Below are 20,641 nucleotides of genomic sequence, written 5' to 3'. Positions count from 1 at the left end.
TACCTTTGCACTCGCTAAGAAGAAATAGCCAACATGGTGGATGTAGTTCAGTTGGTTAGAGCGTCAGATTGTGGTTCTGAATGTCGTGGGTTCGAATCCCACCACCCACCCTTCTTAAATTAAGCGGAAGTCTTTAATAGATTTCCGCTTTTTCTTTTATATACGTGATAAGCAACAGTACTAAAACTAAAATTAGTGATTTTGTAGTTTAATAACCGACTTAGATAAAACAATAAATCTCTCTTTCATAACTACCTCCTCATAGATAAAACTATAAAACACTTAGGGAATATAGCTTGTTCGGTATTTGACGTCATAAAGGCTTGCTAACAAGAGAAACTATTACACATATTACAAGAATATTTTTTATTTTAGTTTGCTGTCATTTTTAACATTTTATGTAACCATGCTGATAACTAATTAGTTAGATGACGACTCCGCATGACAGGAATGACAGCAAATTTAAAACCACCTTGAAACGAATAAGTAGACTCCTCCCCAGTCTTACTCCGAAACAACGGCACTACCTCAAAAGCAAAAAAGGGAGAAGAACACATTGATTGAAGACAACTGGTAAAGCAGACTAAATCTCATATTAAATGTCATACACTAAACCTCTAAAAGACTACTTTTCCACGAAATACTCTCATAGCATTTCTTATTAATAGATGTCTACATATCATTTCTAAATATAACCAATCCTCTTTCTTACAACTACCGAGAACCTTAAACCCACTTTCCAACGCTCGAGCCCATACTCTATTATCACCTTCTTACTCCCACTGAATACAAAGAAATGGGATAATATTCATTTGTTTACTAATTATTTCCTATATTTGCAAAGGGAAAGAAACACCTAAACAAAATGGAAGTACACATTGTAAAAAAGAAATTGGGGAGTAGAAAGGAATTAGGCAGGCACCCTATAGAGATTGATGAAACCGTCAATACGCTCGAAGCCCTACTCTACACCTTGACCCGACAAGGTCTGACAGAAGCCCAGACTCCGAAAGAGAACCATGCTTTATCCGACAGTGAGATAGCCGAACAGGCAGAAGAAGGACGTATCCGCTTTGCTGAGAACTATGGTGAAAACCATGACACACTTGAAAAGGCTATCCAACGAACGAGACAGGCATACGACGATAGACTCTTTAGAGTATTCATCAATGGTGAAGAAATAACAACATGGGACGCTCCCATCAAGCTCTGTCAAGGAGCAGAAATCGTCATTATCAGACTCACCATGCTCACAGGACTTTATTTCTAAGACATCCCCTTAGAAGTTCTGCCTACAAGGGCAAACGCTTAGTTTCTGCCATTCACCATCATTTCACAAACCCTTTCGGTCAGCAATATCGCATTGACAATAAAGGATTTATCATCTAAGAACCTACTAAAAAGAATAAGATATGAAAACAAAGCAAGAACTACAGGAACACTGTAAACAATATATTGAAAACATCAACCTATCTAAATGCAATATATGGGAGGAGAAACTTGTAAAACGCTGCAGGGAGGATAACTATCAATTCGGCAACTATCTGAATATTTTCTATAATCCAATCACTGAGGAAAATTTCTCTTTTCAAACGATAGAAGAACTCCTTTCCTCAGGAGCAAACCTCCCTCACATTCTTCCCAAAGACTTTTCCGAACTCTTAGAAACGCATCTGAGACAGCTCAAAGACCTCTCCCATACGAAAGGAATCTATCGCATAGACGTAAGAGGCGACCTCGACTTAATGGAGATAGCATCTGACATATCAGACATAATGCGAACTTTCTTTGCCACAGCTGCCTATGGCCTCACTATTGACGAGCTCATCCGTGGACAGTACCCAGATGTTACAAACTATTTCTTCTCATTCACTCCGGTTCTTACTGCTGCCATCCAACAAGGTAAGCCAGAAACTATCGAAGCTACAAAAGAGGTGTTGACCAGTGAGAACAACGTCGGAATCCTCACAAAAAGCCTCATCACAGCCATAGAGTCTAATAACAATGAGGAGTTGCACATGCTCCTGCTCAACGTGTTGAGGGCAGCAAAACTACAAGAAGGTCTACGCCAGAGTATCGTAGAATGTGGTAATGAATATAGTCTGACATTCTATAAACGGATGCTAAAAGTCATTGCTGAAGAAGGACTCCTACGTTATAGCTCCGTTAGACGGTCTGTGCAGACGTGGGTAGGAATAGGCTACGAGACTGTTACCGACAAAGATATAAAGACCATCTTTGAAGGTATTTGCCTGTTCCTGGGCCACCCTGAGGAACGAGCAAAAGCCTATATGGGGCCGAATGCACTACTCGTTTACGTTGCTTTATATACCGCTGGCGCTGAAGACTTCAATGTTGCACAACATGATGCTATACAGTTAATCAACAATGATGCCCCACTCCAAAATCGTATTGCAGCCATCTACTATCTTGACCGTTCAAGTCATTTCAAAGTTACAGACCACCTCGAGTTCTTTGCGAAGCATCTGGATGATCCTTTCACAAAGGCTTTCTTCATACAACAATTAAGTTGTACAGCCAGGGAGGAAAAGTATGAATATGGGAAGGTTGGCCGTGTCTCGGGAAAACAACGTGGACTTTTTCAACAGCTTTTTGATGAGATTGCGAAATGGGAGAAGGATGTTAAGAATAATACAGACTTCACCTTCAAAGGCTTTGAATGGTTCAGAATCCGTCTTACACGCGAGACCTTCATCAATGCTCTGTGGGTGTTTGCTTGCCAACTGAAGACGCAAGAGACCATTGACCACATCCTTCTTGAGAAGATTCCTAACTGGAGTGTATCCTTTACCAGATATTATAGATATGGGCAAGACGATGAACGCAAAGAGCCACTACGTGCTTTTATGCAGGACTATTACCCCTTAGGCAGTCCTGAAGCACGTCGTCAGTACCTTACAAAGAATATCTTTAGCTACGAGAAGGAGGGTTTTGAATTTCTCTTGACCTTCTTCCCCAAGGAAGACTTTACCACCACGGATATCAAGGAGATAGAGAAGAAACTGAAATCCAAGGTCTCTGACACACGTAATAAGGCTGTGCGCATCCTTCTCACCTTACCTTACTCGCTGCTGAAAGCATCTTACGAACGCTTGCAGACTACTAATGGAGACTATATCCCAGCCGCTTTGACCGAACTTAGGGAGGGCAACAAACAGCTTGCAAAGGACTTTGCTCCTACAAGTGAAGAGACAAGCACTGTCACACCAACGTCCTATCCTGGCCCTGAAGGTGGTTACGGTCTGTACAAGACGGGGGAGATACCAACCATTAAGCTATCCGATCCTTTCCAGACAAAGAACGATTCGCAGTCGTTCCTTGGTAAGGTATTCAATAAGATTACCGGTAAGAGCCATGCAGATGCAAGCTCTGTCTTTACCTATACCATTGACGAACTACGCAAGCTCTACACCGAACTGGAAAAGATTATAGTAGAGAATGCCGACAAGGAGTATAAGAGTCGCTGGGGAGGTACACAAATACTTGGAGATAGCTATCTCTCTTTTACGTCTGATGAACAAACCCTTGACACCCTTCCCTACCCCGAACTATGGAAAGGTTTTCTGGCCGCCCATCCTCTCAAAGACGAAGATTTATTAGGTATCTATCTGATGCTTATTGTGTTTGAAGACAACTATCATACAGAAATCGTAGACCTTAACGCAGACAACTATCCCTTCAAGGGTCTAAAGAACGTTGAAAGCTGGAAGTATGACTACCATTTCAAACTTATCATAGCGACCTTACTTGCCGACTTAAACAGGAGAAATCCGTCCCTACTATTCCGTCAAGCCTACGTGACACTTGCGCTGATATACTTCTATTGTCCGACTAACAAGTATATAAGAATTTCTTCTTACGATTCAAAGAAAGAGGGATATATATTCAACAGCCATTTCTTCTCAATTGCGATGAGGTATGCCGAAAGTAGTTGGAGAACCGAAGAAGAGTTCAAGCTCTTTGCTGAGATGACATTGGCGATGTATGAGAAGTATGCACCATTGGCCCGAACTGACAAATCAACATATTACTCTGACTATAGCATAGATGCACTCTTACTATCCCGTTACAACCTTCAAGGACATCTATCCGACGACGCCTTTATGGAACTACTGCTGCAGGACGAAGGCAAACAGCTACAGGAAGCAGGGAAGTACATCTATAACACACGAGGTCACCGACTCTCTTTACAATATGAGGACGAGAAGATATTTGATGCTCGATACGGCAAAGAGACTTACGAGAATTTGCAGAGAGTCATCAACAAGATAGCTCAACACCTCTTTAAGATTGAGATGACGCGCCTTAATGCACCAACGACAGCCTCCTACATCATCACCCGTGCGGGGAACGCAATGGTGCTGCAGGGTGCTGAATACATGGTTACAGCAATGAAGGCATTGGGCAAAGATCACCTGATGGCAAGCAGCTATGGCACAGAGAAGCGTGTGGTACTGACCGATATCATCGAACTTACCTTCCCGCTCACCACTGATAAGCCCGAAATACTTAAACCTATCAAGGACGACAGACTCTTAGAATTAGCCTATTTTGCACCGCAATGGGTCCCACTTATCAAAGCACATCTTAACTGGGAGGGCTTCGACCTTGCCTACTACTATTTCATTGCGCATACAAAGGAGATGGGTGCAGACGAGAAGCGGGCAGCTACGGCACTCTTCACTGACCTTGATCCAGCCGATCTTGCCGATGGTGCCTTTGACGAAAAACTCTTCCACGAGGCTTACACCGTGGTTGGAGAAAAGCGTTTCGAACTGTTCTACAAGGCAGCACGATACATCGGAAGCAGTAACTATCACAGTCGCGCACGTCGCTTTGCAGACACGGCTCTCGGCAAGATAGACGAAGAAACCATCACAGAACAGATACATTCCAAGCGCAACAAGGATGCAGTTTGTTCATTGGGACTACTCCCAGACAAGAGTGACAAAGCATTGCAACTCCGCTACCAGCTTATACAAGCCTTTCTGAAAGAGTCGAAGCAGTATGGTGCACAGCGTCAGGCGTCAGAGAAACGGGTATGTGAGATTGCCCTACTGAACCTCTCACGTGGTGCAGGCTATGCTGACCCAATGCAGCTAACATGGCGTATGGAGAGTCAGCAGGTGACTGATAATGCTGCTTACTTGCAGGGAATCAATGTGGAAGGATACACACTGAGACTGCAGTTGGCCGAGGATGGCACCAATAAACTCATCATCCAACAAGGCGAGAAGGTATTGAAAACAGTACCAACAAAGATTAAGAAGCATCCCGACTACCTCAGTATTGCCGATATGGGCAGGGAATGGACGAAACAGAGAAAGCGTGCTCGCACAATGCTGGAGGACATGATGATACGGCAGACACCATTACGTCCACAGGATGTGGAGGTGATTGCACAAAATCCTATTGTCAGTCCGATGTTCCGACTACTGCTTCTTCGACAAGGGACAACCACAGGCTTCCTTACTGACAAAGGTTTGGAGACCCTCGATGGTGTACGTCAAGTGAAAGCTAACGAGCCTATCACCATTGCCCACGCACAACAGCTCTATGCCGACGGTACATGGTCAGCCTGGCAACACACCGTCTTCAACAAGAAGATAGTACAACCTTTCAAACAGATATTCCGTGAGATCTACATCCCTACACCTGCCGAATCAGAACAGAGTGAGTCGCTCCGTTACAGCGGATACCAGATTCAAGTGAAGCAAGCCGCAGCCGCATTGCGTAGCCGTGGATGGAGTGCTGACTACGAAGGAGGCCTTCGCAAGGTGTTCTATCGCCAAGGTATCTCGGTTGAACTCTATGCAAAAGCCAACTGGTTCACTCCTGCCGATGTGGAGGCCCCAGCCATTGAGTATGTAAGCTTCTCATCTACACGTTCTGACAAGCAACTGAAAATTGCTGATATCGACCCTATTCTCTATAGCGAGGTGATGCGTGATGTGGATATGACAGTCAGTATAGCCTTTGTTGGTGGCGTCGACCCAGAGACAGGAAACTCAACGAAAGAACTCCGCGCAGCTATTGTCAAGTGTACTGCCGAGCTGATGAAATTCAACAATGTAACGGTTTCTGACAACTTCATCCACGTCAAAGGCACACTTGCTGACTATACTATCCACCTCGGTTCGGGCAATGTGCGACAGGTTGGTGGCGTAGAGATTCCTATCATTCCCGTACATGGTCAGCACCGTGGGAGACTCTATCTCCCCTTTATGGATGAAGACCCAAAGACCGTGGAGATTGTTTCCAAGATGGTACTACTTGCAGAAGACAACAAGTTGAAAGACCCAACAATTCTGAAGTGGATTAAACGGGAATAACATTGACAACTCTTCCGAATGACGCTGAAGATTGTAAGGATATTTTAATCATCCCTCTCCTCTCAATTTGAGAAGGGGCCGAGGATGAGCCTAAAAGAGGCCCTTCTACGTTCAAGAACATGCCCTTCAAGGGTTAAGAAGACGCCCTTCTTGGAGCAAGAAGGGCGTCTTGTTCAACACTGTTTGTAATCTACTGATTTATTGCATGTTACAGGCTTACTTTTAAGGGAGATTATACTCCGTCATTAAAGATATTTTGCTCGACACTATGTAATGATTTTTCATAGTCTTATTAGTTTCTCTGAACAGTGGAGCGACAGACATTCAAGCTACGTAAAACCCACTTTTCACCTCAAGATAGAACTCTCCGCAGCCTTCGACTCATACTTAGGGGAATGGTTAACCTTCTTACCATAATCAAGAGAATAGGCTACTTTTACAGAAGCAAAAGAATTATCCCGCTCGCTAACATCACGTCTATAACACTGGTAGTTAGAGGCTAATAAACTTCGTGTACGCTCATTTCCTTGTATAAAGAGATTTCGTGCAGTAACGACTACTGACAGGTTCTCGTGACTCCACTCTGCTGACAAATCATAGAGGAATGGAAGGTGTACACGTTCCTGACAACCCATCAAATCCTTGCGAGCCGTCTGTGCAGAAGCTGAGAGCGAGAAATCGCCCAAGTAATAACTGGCTTCCATACGTGCATAACAGCATCCTAAACGTTCGTCGGCAGCTCCGCTTACACGGTAATAATCATATCCACCCTCCCATTTCACATTGAAATCACTCATAGGTTTCCATGTAGCAGAAAGTAACAGCTGGTATTGATGATAGCGTGTGTCACTCGAATAGGTATTTATCAGTCTGTTATTATCTTTTAGAAAAACATCGGCAATAGCATTACTCATATATTCATAGTTGGCAGACAACAGAGCCGACCACTTCTTAAAGTTGAGTGAATAAGTCAAAGCAGGACCAAGCAGCGTGGAGTTGGCCATCGTTGGGTTACCACGACGTACCAAGACACGATCTACCTGTTGCTCTGCAGCATTCACGGTGTTCAGTGTTGGGAACGTATTCCCTAAGGCAAAGAACAGTTGTACAGCCTGATGCTGATTTGGACTCCACGAAAACATTGAGTAAAAACGTGGTGCCAGATGTGTCACCTCCTGCTCTCCACGCAACTTGTAAGCAAGGTAAGACACACCAGGACGAGCCACCAACATTACTTTTCTCCCCCACCGCTTCGCATAATCAACAAAAAACAAGGATTCAGAAGACCTCAGATGCTGCAGACTCGGAGAACTACCTCTATACTCATCTTGACTTATCTTCAAGAATTCAATCAGACTAAACGTTAGATTATGTCCCTTGGGAAGGGGCATCACATAGCTTGAATTTAGGTTTAGATACGTATAATCTTCTTTCACGTCACTCAAGAAAGCTCTGTCTTCAAGGCTTTTACGCTTATAAGTATTACGTGCATAATAACCATCCAACGAACATTCAAGACTCTTTCCACCCTTGAAAATACGATTAAAGTATAGGGAAAGAGTGGGTTTTACAGTCTTATCATGCTCAAGAACATTATTTGTAAACGACAAAGGAACGGTATAACCCGTATATATCAAACTACCATTCAATATATCATCACGCCTTGTACTGACTTCAACACCGCTTCTAATCATCCACGTTGTACGCTCCGTCCTCCGACTAAGACTGGCATTAACGTAACGACCGATACTCTTCACATCAGTATCATACGCTGCTTCTTGTTTGTGAATAGGGTTATCCAGCAGATAATCTGTCGTAGTTTCACCGTAAACCTTAGGGTTCTGTACACTGCTACCTGCCCATAGATTAACATTATAATGCCCAAGACTATACTTTGAGGTAAGGTTGTAACCACCCTTCAGATAACCTACTCCTTGCAAAGCATCCACTTGCGTATAACCACCCGAAGTATAAGTCTTAACAATATAGTTTATCACAGCCTTGTCGTTTGCATACTTTCCCGTAGGCATATCATAGTATTCTACACGCAGAATATCCTTTGGACGTAACGAAGTTATCTCTCTCACAGAAGCCTTCCTGCCGTTAACATACAGCGTTGCCGTACCTGCTGGCGTTGTTATAACACCATTCTCAATATCCACATTGACACCAGCCAACATCATATTCCTTATAAGCTCAAATCCAGAATGGGCATGCTTCCGCTGTTTCGGAGTAGGAATACAGTCGATATGGTCCACCTCTCGTTTCGCCATATCACCTGCAACAACCACCTCCTTCAGCTGAATACTCTTTGATACAGAATCAGTCTGTGCTACAGCAGGAAGTGTCATCATACCAAAGACCACACAAATTATCTTCCTTCTATCCATCTTACTGCTATCTTTCAGTCATATACAAGCATATATAACATTATACTTTAAGCTTTATAACTATCGCTACAAAGTAAGAAAATAAATAGGAAAAAAACAAGTGAAAAGGTGACAAATGATATTGAGAAGTAATATTTTTTGCTCTAATTATATTCTACAATAGACTGAGAATGATGACATATAGACGTGAGGTGCAGAATAATTGTCTACTGTTTATTGTAAACTCCCACTTACGGAGCAGGTTCTATCCTCCACGCATCAATACAACGTTTCTCCAAAGAGAAATTCACACCAATCTTATAGAGGTGGCGTTCATCCATCAAGAATGGTTTATCATAGCCCTTTTCATTAATCTGTTGCAAGGCTACATCAGCCGAACCATCTAATTTAAACTCCACAATATAAACATAATCCTTAGTTTCTATCGTTAGGTCCATCCGACCATTACTCGTCGTCCGTTCCACCTTTGTGTAGAAGCCCATCATCTTAGCGACAAGATAAAAAGCATTCTGAAAATAGAGTTCAGAATTACCAACAATCTTATAGTCTGTATCTGAGAAGAGGGATGCTATTCGTTGCATAAACTGTTCTGGACGACCAGATCGGAGATCACCAATGAACTGGCTCATGGAGAAGGGAGTTGTCACATCGTGCAAACCAGTATAATAAGGAAGAAGATAGCGTAGGAACCCTTCTTCCACCTCCTCATTAGGAAAGCCCAATCTATATTCCCCGAATTCAGCATTGTAATCCTTGATTGTAAGATAGCCACTCTGATAGAGCACAGAAATTGGATTATTAGAAACGACATCAATACTATTTAAAACGTCAGCCGTGGAAACTTCTTCTGTCAGATGTGGCAGAACATAGTCATCACGCTTCAACAGTTCAACAAGATAAGATGGTGTTCCTGTCTCAAACCAGTAACTACCAAACTGTAATCGTTCAAAAGTATTTAACAGACTGAATGGATTATAGATACCGATACCATTCTCAACAAAATGATAACCATCATAACGTTTCTTCAATCTGGCAAGCGTTTCTTCTTCACTCAGTTTGTTCTTGATAGCCAATGCACGGATAGGCTCGCCAAAACAACGTACAACCTCGTCCTCTGTCATACCACATAATGCTTGGTATCTCGCATCCATTGAGAGGTCCTGTAGATTATTCAAATCACTAAATACACTCACTTTTCCGAACTTCGTAACACCCGTGAGTAGAGCAAAACGTATATAACGATCCTGCGACTTCAGGGCACCATAAAATCCTTTTAAAATCCCACGATATTCATTTTGCAGCTCTTCATTACCAATAGCTTGCAACATTGGCTTATCATACTCATCAACAAGAATTACCACAGGGTGGCCTGTCTTTTCATAAGCATATCGAATGACATACTCAAAACGAGTAGCAAAAGACTTTGCAACTGGGTTCTTACCATACAACTGCTCCCAGTCATTAAGGTTGGCTTCCAACTTGTCAGTCAAGGAGTCAACTGTATTATAACGTTCTGTATTTAGGTCAAGATGTAAGATAGGATGACATTCCCAATCTTTTTCCAGTTCATCTATTGCCAAGCCTTTAAACAAATCCTTCCGTCCTGAGAAATAGGCTTCAATCGTGGAAACGAGCAGACTCTTGCCAAAACGACGCGGGCGGCTAAGAAAGTAATACTTTCCTCTTTCAGCCAACTCATATACCATCTCCGTCTTGTCAACATACACATAGTTTTCTTTTCTTAAACTTTCAAAACTCTGTATACCGATAGGATATTTCATAATCGTCTCCTTCTCTTTTAATGGATGATACCGCAAAGATACATATAATATTCCAAATAAATGACTATAAGTCCCTCTTCCAATTGCAAATCTATACTTTTTCTTTTCATGCTATAGCTTCGCACGGTGCCTACTGATAGTAAACGCATTTCATGTTGCACCTTAACACAGAATTAAAAGGGCATATACAGAGGCTAAAACAAAATTCTCCTACATCTTATGAGTCAACAGAAAGACAGATAAAGGCGGTGATGAAATATTACATAAAACGGCTATCAATGAAAAAAGGATGCTTTAAAGAAACCTCAAAAGCATCCTTTTCTTTTATATGATAAGGTTATTTTACTGCATATCGTAAACTACCTGCATCAGCTTTTTGCCTAATGCGTCAGCAGCCTCCATGGTGTTAGCCTCGCTGTAAACACGAATAATAGGTTCTGTGTTTGACTTACAAAGATGAACCAAAGTAGGAAGATTATGGAACAGGTAAGAGACTTAAACATGGAGGCTGACAATATGCAGGTGGTGTTGTCCGCTATCAGCGGAATAAGCAAGAGAATTAAGGAAGTACACAGACACACAAGCCGCTCTTTGGCGGTGAGCACTTCCTCACAAGTAAAGAAGTATGCGAAAGGCTGTATATCAGCCCAGCCCCCTGCAGAGCTATCGGGACAAGAGGATTATTCCCTATGCACAGTTCGCAGGAAAGATACTCTATAAGGCTTTAGATTTGGAGAGGCTGCTGGAAGAGAATTATAGCGCATAGACAGGAGAAAACTCTTTTATCATATAGGAATTGCATCCATCATGTGTTTTATGAGAAATACGTGACGGATGTTTTTTCATGTTTTTGCCGTTTGCCATGCATGAAACGTAGAAAACTATACGAAAATTTGCAGATAAACACCAACCTCTCAAGAAATCATGAGAAAAATTCTATAGATGGAACATACGGACACATACATGTCAAAACGAACAACTATGAATATGCCCAAAGGTCAATTTGTCTGCATTTTATGCCGGTTTAATTGTTAAATTTTCGATTCCCATTGATATTTCAGGTAAGATTCTTGCACTCTAAAGAATAAAAGACTATATTCGCATAAACAACCATTAGATATTCTTATATATGTTATATAGATATTGTAAGAAGATGGTACAAAAATTGGAATTATTCTGACGTAAATTGTCCAAAGTCCCTATGAAAAAGTATTTATACATTCTTTCTTTTTGTTTTTTGCAATGTACACTAACGGCCTTTGCACAGAACAAACATACCTCAATATCAGATACAATAAATCTTTCTGAAGTAACAGCATTAGCAGAAAGACCATTTGTTCAACATAAAGCTGACAGAATGATAGTTAGTGTAGAACATAGTAAATTGTTAAAGGCACGTTCTCTTTCTAATATTTTGAATTTGATTCCAGGTGTAAATTATGATGGAGAAGGTGGTATTACCTTTATGGGCAATGGTATCAAAATATATGAAAATGGAAAAATGATAAGGTTAAGTGGGGCGCAGCTCAAAAGCTATTTATCATCCTTGCGCGGTAATGATATAAAGAATTTGGAGTTGCTGCCTCAGGCAACAGCCGGGTACGATGCAGAAGGAGGCACGGCTGTTCTTGTTATTAACCGTCAGAAGAAACATGAGTACGGACTATCAGGTTATGTGGGCAGTGAATACGAACGGAAAAGCAAGAATCTATTTTCGGAATTTGCAGGGGTAACCTATTCGTGGGGGAACGTTGCTCTTTATGCTAATATGGCGTTAGGGCAGTCGGCAAGTCATAGTAAGATATCCGAAAGCGACTATGGACAAAACATTACCATCAATAGTATGTCTGAATCTACAGATAAAAGTCTTTATTATAGACCTAAGTTAGGCTTTGACTTTTATATTTCTCCGAAGCATTATTTAGGCGTAGAATGGTCGGGCAACTATTCAAAGGATTATGCCAATGCCTGTTGGGTTCATTCTACTATTACCGACAATAGTCCTTATCAAACAAGTATTAGGAGTTATGCACCATATACATTAAAGCCTAATACCAATAATGTTACATTAAATTATGAATGGAAAACAGATACACTAGGCAGTAAACTGAACCTTATTGCAGATTATGTAGGAGAAAGAGAATATGATTTGTACGAGTATGAGAATAAATACACCCAAGGTATAGGTGGGGATAGTATTATATCTAAATCGCAATCTTCATTCGAATACGTCAACATCTGTAGTGCACAGGTAGATTTTACAAAGTTCTTCAACCGTCATCAGTTTACTCTTGGTACCAAGTATATCAATTCCAGTATCCATTATGATAATAAGCTATATCTCGGAAACACGACTTTAGGAGGAATGTTATCGGAAGATGTTGACCAATGGGATGATTTCTGTTATGTTGAGCGACGATATGCGATATATGGAATGTACAGGTACTCCTCACGACCTTGGGATTTTCAAGTGGGACTACGTGACGAATATACAGAATGGAATACCCAACAAAGAGTTAGAACCCAATTACATAACAATCAAAAAGGCAATAATATCTTCCCGTCTTTCTTTGTGAGAAAAGGTATGGGACAAGGGAATGCCCTGTCGCTTAGTTATACGCAATCGATAAACCGTCCGTCGTATCAGATGGTAAATCCATTTGTTTTTCATCTGTCCGAAACATCTTATAAGGAAGGTAATCCTAATCTGAAAGACGAATTGCTGTACAATGCAGCACTACAATTCGTTTTGAAGTCAAGATATGTTTTCTCGTTATCTGCTCTTTTTATTGATAGGAAAATCAATGAGGTATACGAACAGATGAACGAACGACAAACACGCTACACATTAAGAAATGATGGCAAATTAAAGAAATTAGCTTTATACATAGAATTTCCTTTTACGTATGGTCTATGGAATAGCAGAAGTAATGTCGAACTAAGTGAGAATTTCTATCGGAACAGTACCAAACGTGTTAATGACTTTGGGCTTGTCCTGTCAAGTTTTAATCGTTTCAGGTTGTCCAAGCAACTTACTGCAATGGCTAATTTACACTATATCAGGCATTATAAACAACTTTATCTTATTCAGAAATCAGATTACATTGGAGTAGATATAGAGGGGGATTATAGTTGTTTGAAAGACAAGTTGAATATCAATTTTGGTGTAAAAGACTTGCTGAATAGCAGAGGAAAGAACCAACAAATATTCAAGAACGGTGACTTTGAGCACCGTACAGACTTTGATTTCACTTCCCGAAAATTCTTTGTCAGCGTAACATTTAGTTTCTCTACCGGGTCAAAACATGCAATCCAGCATGATAAGATACACTCTAATGAAGAAGAAAAAGAAAGAATGTAATGAATAACTTCCCTTTTATTAAGCAAAATGATGCGATGGAGTGTGGAGTTGCATGCCTTGCGATGGTATGTAATTTTTTAGAATAGAATATCTTTCTAAAATTTGCTTTGCAACCACAGAAGGAGTCTCATGACTTGGTATTAATGAAACAGCTTTTACAACTTGGATTACGAACTATCGGCGGAAGAATCAGTATTAATAAACTTTGGGAGGCTCATTACCCCTGTATCCTCCACTGGAATCAAAATCATTTTGTAGTACTGTACAAGGACAAGAAGGGAAATACATTCTACATTGCTGATCCTGCTAAGGGACTTGTTAAATGCTATCTCGAAGAATTTAAGAAGCACTGGATAAGCACACAATCGGGCGGTGAGGAAAAGGGTATCGCTATGTTCTTAGAACCTACTCCTGCGTTTTATGAAAAGAAGATGGACGAAGAACCTAAAGAAGAACGAGCGTTTAAGTTCCTCTTTGGTTACATTGAACAATATCGCAAGTATTTCGGTCAAATTGTTTTAGGCTTACTCGCTGGCTGCCTGCTGCAGCTTATTCTGCTTTTCCTTACACAATCAATCGTAACTATTCAGCGGTATTGATCAGTCAGTATTCTCTCCTCTAAGTCTTCGTATAAAGGCTATAAAGAAGCCCATTTCCCTACTGATGGAAGAGGGTCGAAGGTGTTGGCAGACAAGTTTAGCGATAGCTTAGAACGGATGACTGCCGTTATCAGGTGGCATGCATTGAACGTTTGGATAATCTACTCAAACAGAATATAGAACGGCTTGGTAAAAAGTTTATTACGTTCAGAAAAGGTTTGGACAAATGCAGAGACTACATTTTCAAATTCCTTGAAAATCCGATGATACCATCTGATAATAATGGAAGCGAACGGGGAATACGCAAGCTAAAATTAAAACAGAAGGACTCCTGCACATTTCGTTCTGACTTCGGAGCAGACGCTTTTCTTGAACTTCATTCGGTTGTAGAAACAGCTAAGAAACACGACAAAACACCATATAATACGATTCAAGCCTTATTTAAGGTTTGATAAATTGATATGCACTGTATAATATCGGTGAGCGCTGAATAACGCAAGTTCAACATAGAACTGCAATCCCAAGTGTTGGTGTAGCTTAATAATCTATACCTGAAAACATAGAGACCCTTGGGGCGAGAAGCCCCCATGAGAGGAAAATCAACAAGCAATGTATAAAAATAAGAAAGGGAGACCTCTGTCTCCCAAAGATTAATTAATTTTGCATTGTAATATACAAACAATTAACCACAAATCTCATACCTATATTGTAAGGGATGCCTTTGGGAATATAGTTGGCTGCATCAGGAGTTTTCATTGGGATAAACACAAGGCTCTTCCTATCGAAAAATTATATGGAATAAACCCACTAAATGCTATTCACCAGGAAAGTAAATATAATTTTTGGCATATCAGACGCTTTGCCGTTGCAAAGGATTCGGGAATATCTACATTGACATTGTTCAAGCGATTAATGGCATTAGCAATACAGCCGATAGTTGAGGACAAGTACAGCTATATGATTTCAGAAATTGACAGCAAACTATTGAAAGTAATGAAGGTGTTGGGATTTGGTACACGTCAAATCGGAAAGTCCATCGACTACCTGACATCGGAGACCGTTCCTGTATGTTTCAGCAAAAGAGGTATTATGGGCTTCTTTTCCAAGTATGGTGAACTTTGCAAGGCAGCATGATTACACTTTTGTGTAATATTTCAGGCAACAAATTCAGAATTACACAAAAGTGTAACGATATAATTTGGAGATATAAATATATTTGCAATAGAAATAATCAAGTCGACAAGATTATAAAAACAGACCAAACTGTATAAAGGAAAGCAATGCCTTAAGCTGTAAGACGGCATTCTGACCAGACAGAAAAGAAAAGGGGTAGATGTCGAAAAACTACGAGTAGACAATTTAAAAATCGTTTTTTAAAACCAACAAGTAATATTGGACGTATAGAATGATAAATAAATTTTAATAGGATTAGTATTATGAACTATAAAATAATATTTTCTTTGATTTGCTTTTTCCTTTGTAGTATGGGGCTACATGCTCAAAGAAAAATAGAAGGCAATGTGAAGGATTCTCAAACAGGTAAAAATATTGCTTTTGCAAATGTGACTTTGCAATTACAGGCCGATACAACAAAGAACTATTCTGGATCATTAACGGATTTAGAAGGAAATTTCTCTTTAGATAATGTTCCTACGAAATCTTATAGAATTGTCGTGTCTTATTTGGGGTATAAGACAATAAAAGAAAATATCGCTTTATCAGACTCCTCTCGTTTAAACAGAAATTATTCTTTACAACCATTAGCTGTAGAATTAAAGGAGACAGTAGTAACGGCAAATAGAAATATACAACATATCGATCATAGATCAATCACTTTTACCAGTGAGCAAATAAAGCATGCTCAGGTGGGTAGAGACTTGGTCAAGGATATTCCAGAAATAAGAGAAGATGCCTTAACAGGAACTTTAAAGAATGTTGATGGAAAAGTTCCTTTTATCCTTATCAATAACATTCGTTCTTCTGAAGTGGATCTTAAAGCCCTAAAACCAAGTAATATAAAGTATATAGAATATTATGATATACCACCAGCGCGATATGCTACAGCTAGTTCTGTTATAAATGTTGTTACAAAAACATTAGAAAAAGGTTACAGCTTCGGACTAAAGACGAGGGATGCATTCAGCACTGGTTTCTCAGATGATGAGGTCTACCTCTCTATCACACAAGGTAAGAGTAAGTTTGATCTTTCTTACGATTTTAGCTTACGTGATTACAAGAATGTGGTAAATAGCCGTTCGTATGAATATACGAAGGGTGTGGATAATTATATCGATAAGTCTTCTGGAAAGGAAAAATTCGGATATATTAACCAAGATATTAGTGTGAAATATGCTTATATCCCAAATATGAAGTCTATCTTCCAGATTTCCTTTGAGCCTAATATTCTCTGGGAACATAGTAAAAGTATTCAAAATGGTGTCTATGGAGTGCTGGGACATAAAGACGGTATTATTCGTAATTCTCATGATAATATTTATACCTTTAATCCTTCTTTAGATCTCTACTTTGATAGGCAGTTTAATGATAAAAATAATTTATCTGTAAATATTAATGCAGCTACCTTTGGTACTCATAGCACTTCCTATGAAGATGAGAAAATTTCAAATGGAGCAGTGCCATATGTAGATGATATGAGGCTGAAGAATAGAAAGAATAGCATCATCGGTGAGATTGATTATTCGCATCGATTTGCAAATATTAAATTGAATACAGGTTACCGTACAGAATTTTCACATTCAAGATCCAACTTGAATAATTTATCAGGTCAAGATGTATATTCCACCAACCAGTCACAACATTATCTTTATACAGAATTAGTAGGGGGTAAAGGTAAACTTATGTATAAAGCAAATGTGGGAGTTACAACATTAAGAATTAATTCACCACTTGCGTCTCATTCAGAGATTATGTTTACCCCTAAGGCAGAATTAGGTTATAATGTGTCGAATAACACATCACTGAGATTTGAATTTACTTCTAACCCAATTATTCCTTCTTTAAATATGCTTAGTAGTAATGTTACCATGCTAACAAGAGATATTTATAAGAAAGGTAACCCTCATTTAAAGAATGGACAGGATACTAGAGTAACGCTTATGCTGAATCACTATAGTAAATATATAGACTTAATGATGAAGACAACATATTCCTATCAGTCAAAAGCTATCTATCAATATTTTTATACCGATAACAATGAACTGATATTAGGTTATAAAAATTGTAAGCATGTAAATAGCTATGGGGGATTCATTATGCTCCAGTATAAGCCATTTGGAAATGACTTGTTGTCTTTCTCTTTGGCTGGTGTACCTCAAATGGAGAAAGTATACAATGAGGATGATGTTAATAAAATCTTCTCCGTAGACAATCTGTTCGATGTAGACTTTAATTATAAGAATTTCAATGCACATTATCATTTGGTAATTCCTGTATACACTGCCAACGGAAGCTTTAAGAGTAGTACTGAAAATAATAATGATTTTACAGCAAGCTATAGAGTAAAAAATTGGAAATTCTCAGCATCAGTATTTTTTATTGGCAAAGATGCGAAATACATTACAAAGACAAACTCTTCTTCTTTTGTAAACTATAACGAAGAGCGCAGAATAAAAGACAACCATTCGATGTTTGCAATAGGGGTAGAGTATAATTTCAATGCAGGGAAAAATAAATCATTTACTCGCAGGTTGAATAATAGAGATACAGATTCTCCAACATTCTAGCTATCTAGAGAATGAAAAATAAATGCCTCAAAGAAGCTGATTGATAATAGAATTTAAGGCATAATGGACATTTGGTAGACTGAAAACTCTCTCGGGTTCTAGTAATAGACATTTGGTAGACTGGAATGACCAGCCTACCAAATGTCCATTACGCCGAAAGCATGAAAGGAGCTTTAATGAGTGTTTCAGACAGGCTCTTACTCAGAAAAAGAGCCATTATAGAAACGATGAATGATGAACTTAAGAACATTGTGCAAGTGGAATACTCCAAACATAGATGCTTAAAAAAATCATCGTCAACTTATTCGGGGCAATTGCTGCCCATTATCTGTTCCCAAAGAAGCCGTGCATCAATGTGCAAAGGACCATTGACACACAGCTTACATTGTTCTGAATTCGTCGAACTCACGTTAAAATAAACAAGTAGATTATGGAACTGGTAAGAGATTTGAATATGGAAGCGGACAATATACAAGTGGTGCTGTCCGCTATCAGTAGTGTAAGCAAGAGAATTAAGGAAGTACACAGACACACAAGCCGCTCTTTGGTGAAGAACATTTCCTAACGGGCAAGGAGGTGTGCGAGAGGCTGTATATCAGTCCCCGCCCCTGCAGGGCTATCGGGACAGGAGGATTACTCCCTATACGCAATTCGCAGGAAAGATACTCTATAAGGCTTCGGATTTGGAAAGGTTGTTGGAGGATAACTATAAGGAGTAGCAACGCAAACATGTTATCTCCTGAATATGTTATAAAATCTAAAATAATCAATAATGTGATTGATTATTACACTTTTGTGTAGAGTACATATGCTTTATTACATCTACTTTTGCCTAAAATAACTATTTCGTTATGGAAGAAAGATACAGCAGAAACAGGCTCTATGTGAGCGAAAGAGAACAAAGCGTCATCAAGGATTATAAGATATTCCTTGGTGGTGCAGGTATTGGCAGCATTGTGGCAGAATGTGCCTTGAGGTTGGGTTTCGAGCATATCACCATCGTTGATGGAGACAAGATAGAGCGAAGCAACCTGAACAGGCAGAACTATACAGAGAATGACATTGGCAGATATAAAGCAGAATGTTTGGCTGAGCGTTTGCTAAATATCAATCCAAATGCGCAGATAGACTTTCATACAAAGTTCTTGACTCCAGATAACATTGAGAAATTATTGAATGGTCATGATGTAGCCATCAATGCATTGGACTTTAAGGATAAAACTCCATTCGTCTTTGATGAAATTTGCAAGGAAAGAAAAATCCCAGTACTGCACCCATACAACTTTGGTTGGGCTGGCTTTGTTACGATTGTAGACCCATGGGGGCACTCTTTATCTGAACTGACTGAAGAGCCAAAGGGATTTGAATTAAAGGTAGCTGAATATGTAACCGGACACGGGGCTTTTTGGAATCAACCTAAAGAGTGGTTAGACAAAATTGTAACCCAATATAAAAAGGAAAGCGAAATGCTCCCACCTCCGCAACTGTCCATAGCATCATGGATTGCAGCAGGCTTGTGTACAACGGCAATGTACAATCTTGCTACAGGAAAACCTGTGAACTATTTTCCTAAATTCTATCTCTCTTCGCTTTTGCCGTAAGTTATTTTTTCAGAAGAGTTTGTTTAAGGTAGCTCTTGAAATAGCTTCGGTGATATTCGTCACGCCTAATTTGTCAAAGGCGTGGCGTTTATAGGTTTTGATAGAATCTAACGAGCGGCACATTCTGTTCGCAATTTCCGTCATGGTAAGCCCTGCTGCTGACAACCGTAGCACTTCAAGTTCTTCTTCTTTGAGTGATATTCCATCACATTCTTTCCACCGATGCCCTTCGAAAGAATATTTCCAATAGTTAAGATTACCCTTTTTGTGAAACTCTACATGTCCCACTGTTTTATGTGAAGATAGTGATACGACACACATACCAATCCATATCTTACCTTCATCTGTCAATAGAATGGGAGTAAGCTGGTGATTAATCAACTTACTTTTTGTTCCACTCTTCAGATGAAAGTGATAGGACATAGAACACTGGTATTTATCAACATTATCGAAAGTCTCAAAAAACTTAAACCCACTGCAGTTTAACTCAACAAGCATTTTTTGTTCGTCCTCCGGTACATGCTCCAAGTAAAAGCTGTAGCCTAATTCCTTCACTGCCTTTGCCGTATGTCCACAAAGAAACAATGGGTTGTCCGACACATAAAGAAATTCCTGCCTGTAATAGTCTATCAAGTAAATACTCTGATAGGTAACACGAGCAAAAGCCTCTACGGTTTGCACCAATGTAGAGAGTACATTGGAATCATAGTCAGGTGCGTTGCGCACGGTGTTCGATGCTATAAAGAAATCTTTTATGTCTGTCATATATGCTAAACGTGCTAAGACTCTCTGATATATTTCACTACAAAAGTA

General features: G+C 39.8%; 10 protein-coding genes, 1 tRNA gene and 4 pseudogenes. 12 read left to right on the top strand and 3 right to left on the bottom strand.

Translation table 11 applies throughout. The annotated features are described in order from the left end of the window. Positions 1-36: 36 nt before the first annotated feature. From AXF23_RS13130 to AXF23_RS13120, 3 genes are all read left to right on the top strand, one after another. Positions 37-110: transfer RNA gene (locus AXF23_RS13130), tRNA-His, on the top strand. A 755-nt stretch (positions 111-865) separates the two neighbouring features. Continuing rightward, on the top strand, positions 866-1,270 hold the full coding sequence (locus AXF23_RS13125) for a hypothetical protein (RefSeq protein ID WP_107625605.1): 405 nt from the start codon (positions 866-868) through the stop codon (positions 1,268-1,270). A 142-nt stretch (positions 1,271-1,412) separates the two neighbouring features. Then, positions 1,413-6,353, top strand: coding sequence for a DUF4132 domain-containing protein (locus AXF23_RS13120; protein WP_107625604.1), 4,941 nt, complete (start codon positions 1,413-1,415; stop codon positions 6,351-6,353). Positions 6,354-6,700: 347 nt separating this feature from the next. Here AXF23_RS13120 and AXF23_RS13115 read toward each other — a convergent pair whose 3' ends face one another. Then, entirely contained in the window at positions 6,701-8,743 is a 2,043-nt protein-coding gene (locus tag AXF23_RS13115) for a TonB-dependent receptor (RefSeq protein ID WP_107625603.1), read from the bottom strand. Positions 8,744-8,973: 230 nt separating this feature from the next. Next, on the bottom strand, positions 8,974-10,524 hold the full coding sequence (locus tag AXF23_RS13110) for an ATP-binding protein (RefSeq protein ID WP_107625602.1): 1,551 nt from the start codon (positions 10,522-10,524) through the stop codon (positions 8,974-8,976). Between the two features lie 477 nt (positions 10,525-11,001). Here AXF23_RS13110 and AXF23_RS13105 point away from each other — a divergent pair. From AXF23_RS13105 to AXF23_RS13065, 9 genes and pseudogenes are all read left to right on the top strand, one after another. Next, a pseudogene (locus AXF23_RS13105) lies at positions 11,002-11,290 on the top strand (helix-turn-helix domain-containing protein). A gap of 591 nt (positions 11,291-11,881) precedes the next feature. After that, positions 11,882-13,885 carry an outer membrane beta-barrel family protein gene (locus AXF23_RS13100; protein WP_233251312.1) on the top strand — a complete coding sequence of 668 codons (2,004 nt, stop codon included), beginning with the start codon at positions 11,882-11,884 and terminating at the stop codon, positions 13,883-13,885. Then, positions 13,885-14,484, top strand: a pseudogene (locus tag AXF23_RS13095) (cysteine peptidase family C39 domain-containing protein). Before AXF23_RS13100 ends, AXF23_RS13095 begins: the two are co-directional and overlap by 1 nt. Before the next feature lie 218 nt (positions 14,485-14,702). Then, positions 14,703-14,936 (top strand): IS66 family transposase, encoded by a 234-nt coding sequence (locus AXF23_RS16380; protein WP_233251311.1) that lies wholly within the window; start codon positions 14,703-14,705, stop codon positions 14,934-14,936. Between the two features lie 460 nt (positions 14,937-15,396). Then, on the top strand, positions 15,397-15,618 hold the full coding sequence (locus AXF23_RS13085) for a hypothetical protein (protein WP_233251310.1): 222 nt from the start codon (positions 15,397-15,399) through the stop codon (positions 15,616-15,618). 302 nt (positions 15,619-15,920) lie between these two features. Next, positions 15,921-18,227, top strand: coding sequence for a TonB-dependent receptor (locus tag AXF23_RS13080; RefSeq protein ID WP_107625600.1), 2,307 nt, complete (start codon positions 15,921-15,923; stop codon positions 18,225-18,227). Between the two features lie 158 nt (positions 18,228-18,385). Then, a pseudogene (locus tag AXF23_RS13075) lies at positions 18,386-18,621 on the top strand (transposase); the annotation flags it as partial. A gap of 36 nt (positions 18,622-18,657) precedes the next feature. Next, positions 18,658-18,946: pseudogene (locus tag AXF23_RS13070) on the top strand (helix-turn-helix domain-containing protein). Between the two features lie 132 nt (positions 18,947-19,078). Further along, on the top strand, positions 19,079-19,828 hold the full coding sequence (locus AXF23_RS13065; RefSeq protein ID WP_107625599.1) for a ThiF family adenylyltransferase: 750 nt from the start codon (positions 19,079-19,081) through the stop codon (positions 19,826-19,828). 9 nt (positions 19,829-19,837) lie between these two features. On the opposite strand, the gene AXF23_RS13060 is transcribed toward AXF23_RS13065, so the two are convergent. Then, positions 19,838-20,593, bottom strand: a complete 756-nt coding sequence (locus AXF23_RS13060) for a helix-turn-helix domain-containing protein (protein ID WP_107625598.1) — start codon at positions 20,591-20,593, stop codon at positions 19,838-19,840. Between the last annotated feature and the right edge of the window lie 48 nt (positions 20,594-20,641).

It is taken from the genome of Prevotella sp. oral taxon 313, assembly GCF_003043935.1.
Lineage (GTDB): Bacteria > Bacteroidota > Bacteroidia > Bacteroidales > Bacteroidaceae > Prevotella > Prevotella jejuni.
This window is presented reverse-complemented; position numbering and strand designations above follow the sequence as displayed.